The sequence below is a fragment of the Streptomyces sp. NPDC007205 genome, from assembly GCF_040634095.1.
Classification (GTDB): domain Bacteria; phylum Actinomycetota; class Actinomycetes; order Streptomycetales; family Streptomycetaceae; genus Streptomyces.
Window position 1 is genome coordinate 1 of record NZ_JBEYEW010000123.1, and the last position, 3,938, is coordinate 3,938.

Here is a 3,938-nt window from a genome sequence, read left to right on the forward strand (position 1 = left end):
CCGCAGCCGCCGTGCGACTTCCGGCGGCTTGACCTTCTGCTCGAACAGCTCGGCCGCCTGCATCCGTACCGTCTCCCGGCGCCGACGTCCCTCAGGGGTCAGGCCGCCCCCATCCGCATACCTCACACACCACGGGATACAGCCACCCATCCATGCCCATCAGGGACTTCGTGAAGATTCACCCCGACGAGCTGAAGTCAGTACTGGTAGCTCCCGCCATGGCATCACCGAGGCTGATCTATCTCGGGAAGGGTGGTGATCCGTTCACCGTCCGCCACGTGGGTCGATCGGTCAAAGACCCAGGTCAGGCATTCTTTGTTCCTTACCGCGGCAACCCGGTCGTCAAGGGGCCGAATCTGTATGCGGCCAACCCCGTCAAAGCGGGCCGCGTCTGGAACGTCTACTCCGGCGGCTTGTTCGCCCCAGGAAATCAACACGACGATATCTACCTGGCCACCACCAGAGACGACACACTCACCCATGGCTTCTCCAGCATCAGGAAGGTCATCGATCACGGCGGTTACAACCACGTCAACGACCCCTCGGCGGTCAGGCTCCGGGACAGCTGGGTCATGGCGATGACCGCCGGAGCGGTCGGTGTCGAGGGGTGCTCAATACTGCGCTCCCGTGACGGGATCCACTGGCCGCCGCTGACCGACCGCAGTAAGATCATCTTCGGGGGCGCGCACGTTCACGTCAGCTCCTGCGCCCGCCCATCGTTGATCTATAACTCGCGCTATAAGGGCGGTCACCGGTGGCGGTGGGAGTTGTACTTCGACGGCGTGGTCAATGGCGTCGCGGAGCAGCACCTGGCTGTCTCCACCGAGCCCTTACCGCGGCATTTTACATACGTGGCTGGGGTGGGCCCCTTCGTCGACGCCGACATCAAGTTGCTCAACGGGCAGTACATCGCCGCTTACCGCGACATCGTTCCCCCTCCAGTGTGGAACATCAAATACGCGATCAGTCGAGACGGCATTCACTTCAGGCAGCACGGCCGATTGCTGGTGGCGCCCGATCCGCTGGCGAGCTACGACGACTGCGGTGTCACCAACGCCGGTTGGGCCATCAACCAAAAAGGCCTGATCACCGCGGTAATGTACGGCGGCCTGGCCTGCCCCTGGGGTGTCGGCATCCAACAACTCGGCGTGGCCCTGCCGCAGGCGGACGTGATCCTCTTCAGCGGCAATGTCGCCCATGCGCACCGGCAGGCCATCAGCGCCACCGCACAGCGCATCGACACCCACGAGTACACCAGGGTCGACCGGATCATGATTATTCAACGGCCTGGTTCGCACCCCATCATCAACCAAAAGATTCACGGAACCCGTGGGGACGCATGGGTTGTCAAATAGCGTTGCCCCGCTCCGCATACCCTCTCCCGCTATCCGCGTAGGCTGGCTGGCTCCGTTGCGGCTCACCCCTGGTTCCTGATCACGGGTGAGCCGTCACCGGCGAAACCGCCATGCCAGCTCTCGGTCCGCTCAAAGATCGCGGTGTGGGCGGCGGTCCTGTTCGGCCGGGGTTGGGTGCCGATCAGCTCGTTCTTCGAAGTGGCGAAGAACGCTCCTCCTGACGCTGGCGTTCCTGTTGCTCGGCCCGCTGCTTGTCAGCCGCTTCCTTGGCCCTCTGTTCGTCGCTCAAGTCACCCTCCGGGTCCTTGAGCGCTTGCCAGACGCCATTCCTGTCAAAGCCATAGCCCACGACATGGCCGTAGCCGTCGGTCGAGGACCCAACCATCACTCTGTGCCACGAACCGTCCTCGGCCTGGCCGTAGAACTGCGTCTGCTTGGACTGGCGCCTCTCGAGCGGCGCGTCGGCCACATGCGCATTCGCCACCCGGGCCTCAGGCGCCTTGGCCACGTCAAGACCGACATAGTGCTGCGGCCCAGAATGATAAGGAGCCAGGTAAAATGGTTCCGGTAAATTCGCGGGTAACCAATGCCCGGCAAACCACGTACCCCGCAGGTACACCGTCCGGCGAACTCCGCCAATTACACCCCCGTCAACCAATGTCTGGAGATCACGCCCGAATTGCACCTGCGCGACGTGATCCCAGTTGAACTGATTGTAAAAACCTGGATGTTCCTGCAAACTGCGAATGTTGGCGTCATGACGCCAACACGCCTCGAACGCCGCTTGCCCACCTGCACTGCACCCGTCGGTTCCGTAGTCCACGCCATCCACGATGATCTTTCTATTCTCGTGGTTCGGGTTGTACTGCTCAGCCACCTTGATGAATTCATCGAGCGAAATGTCATTGATGGCGTGCAACCAAGACGGATCACCTGAATCGCCGGAAAGCGTCGCACCGTCGGCCACTTGCGCCGAGAGCTCACTCGCCGACGCATTTACCGAACCGGCCGACACGAAGCTGACGCAGATGGGGACGGCCATAACGCCGGCCCTCAGCACTCGTACCCGTCTTGTGGTCAGCGCTTGGCGCAACTTCTTGTGACGCGCTACCAATTCATCCTCCTTGCACGCGGAAAGATCTGGGCTGCAGAGCCGTGACACCGTTCTGCCAAACGGCCTGCGTGAAGCCTGAACACCCTTGTGACGCCCGAACGGCTCGCCCTGTTACCTGTGGTGCCAAAGTTACTCGTGTGACGTAGCCACTGTGACGCGCGTCCCGTGCACCGCTCACCGCACGGGCACAGCTCAGGCGCGCAAAGGGGCGTCCGGGAGCATGCCGACATGCGCACACCACGACGAGTGAGGCCCTGGCGGTATGACGGCCGCTCAGTCACACCCGGTCCGCCGCCCCCTGACACATCGCCCCATCCCTGGCTGTCCCCAACAGACTCCGGACCCCGCCCTTCAGCGGCCTGATCTTCCCGCAGGTCAGGCACTTGGCTGTCCGGCGCCTCTGCAGCCCGGGAAGAACGGCGACTGCGTCTACTGGACCGATGTGCGTGATTGCGTGCCCGCCCCCGTCCAAGCCGTCGGGCGGGCGCTGCGCATGCAGCCCGGCGACGGCAAGGTCGCCTCGCTCGTGGTGCCGGTCCTGCTCGGGACCGGGGAGGACAACATGCTCGCCTCCCACGCGCACGGCGGGCCAGCACTGGAAGCGCTCAGGGGTGCACCATGCCCGTGGTGGAACCCAGTTGGCGCAGCAGGCTCCAAGCGCCTACAAGCCCGTCCACGGGCGCGCAGGCCATGGAGAGCGGCACTGACAGGGAAGGGGTCGGTGGTCCGTCAGCGTCTGCCTGCCGACTGATGAAGTTCTCAACGCCGCGCACCCCGGCTGCCCTCGCTGTGTTCATTGACCTGCGGGTTTCTCAACCTCGCGCACGACCCCGGCGGCGCGGCGTGGAAGCTGCCGTCATCTACTCCCGCCAGCCAGGAGACCTGAAAGCCCCGTTCACGTACCGCGGGTGTCCGCCAGCAGCGAGCAGGAGGCGGAAGCCGGGGGCGGCCGGCCTCGTTCGCCGTCTTCTCGATGGGACAATGGATCGCCGACGCCCGCTGCTTCTACGCCCACGGCGGTCTGGACAGGACCGTGTCGAACAACTCGAGAAGCTGGGCATGGCTTGGTCGCACTTCGACGTCGCACGGGCGCCCGGACTCGCCGCCGCACGCGGGTGGGCAACCGAACACGGACATGTCCTGGCGCCGCTGGACGCCACCTACAGGGCTACGAGGTGGGCATCCGGCTGAAGAACGCGCGGGCTGCCGCGCGGCGGGCACTGGCGAACGAGCAGCAGCGGGCCGAGGGCCTGCTCGTTCGCCCCGCAGACGAGGGTCCATGAGGGAGGGCGCACCCGGCCCTTCTCACAGACCCCGAAACCGGGTGCCTCCCTCAGCACCTGAGAGAAATCACAGCCAGTCCGCCAGCTGGCCACTAGTACTGCAACGGTGCTTGCCGTGACTGATGGCTAGGTCAGGGACTGTGTCCGCGTCGTTTGTAGTGACTGATGCGGGCCTGGTGCTGTCGC

The 3,938-nt window shown here is 64.4% G+C and carries 2 protein-coding genes and 1 pseudogene; 1 reads left to right on the plus strand and 2 read right to left on the minus strand.

Annotation, left to right across the window (positions count from 1 at the left end):
* Positions 1–126, minus strand: a pseudogene (locus tag ABZ624_RS42265) (transposase); the annotation flags it as partial.
* 26 nt (positions 127–152) lie between these two features.
* Here ABZ624_RS42265 and ABZ624_RS42270 point away from each other — a divergent pair.
* Complete coding sequence (locus ABZ624_RS42270) at positions 153–1,355, plus strand: hypothetical protein (protein ID WP_360100945.1); 1,203 nt, start codon at positions 153–155, stop codon at positions 1,353–1,355.
* Positions 1,356–1,536: 181 nt separating this feature from the next.
* Here ABZ624_RS42270 and ABZ624_RS42275 read toward each other — a convergent pair whose 3' ends face one another.
* Complete coding sequence (locus ABZ624_RS42275; protein WP_360100948.1) at positions 1,537–2,397, minus strand: hypothetical protein; 861 nt, start codon at positions 2,395–2,397, stop codon at positions 1,537–1,539.
* Between the last annotated feature and the right edge of the window lie 1,541 nt (positions 2,398–3,938).

What these genes read in the sequence shown, in the direction of transcription:
- ABZ624_RS42270 (WP_360100945.1), top strand. Translation starts at nt 153, where the DNA reads ATGCCCATCAGGGACTTCGTGAAGATTCACCCCGACGAGCTGAAGTCA.
- ABZ624_RS42275 (WP_360100948.1), bottom strand. Translation starts at nt 2,397, where the DNA reads ATGGCCGTCCCCATCTGCGTCAGCTTCGTGTCGGCCGGTTCGGTAAAT.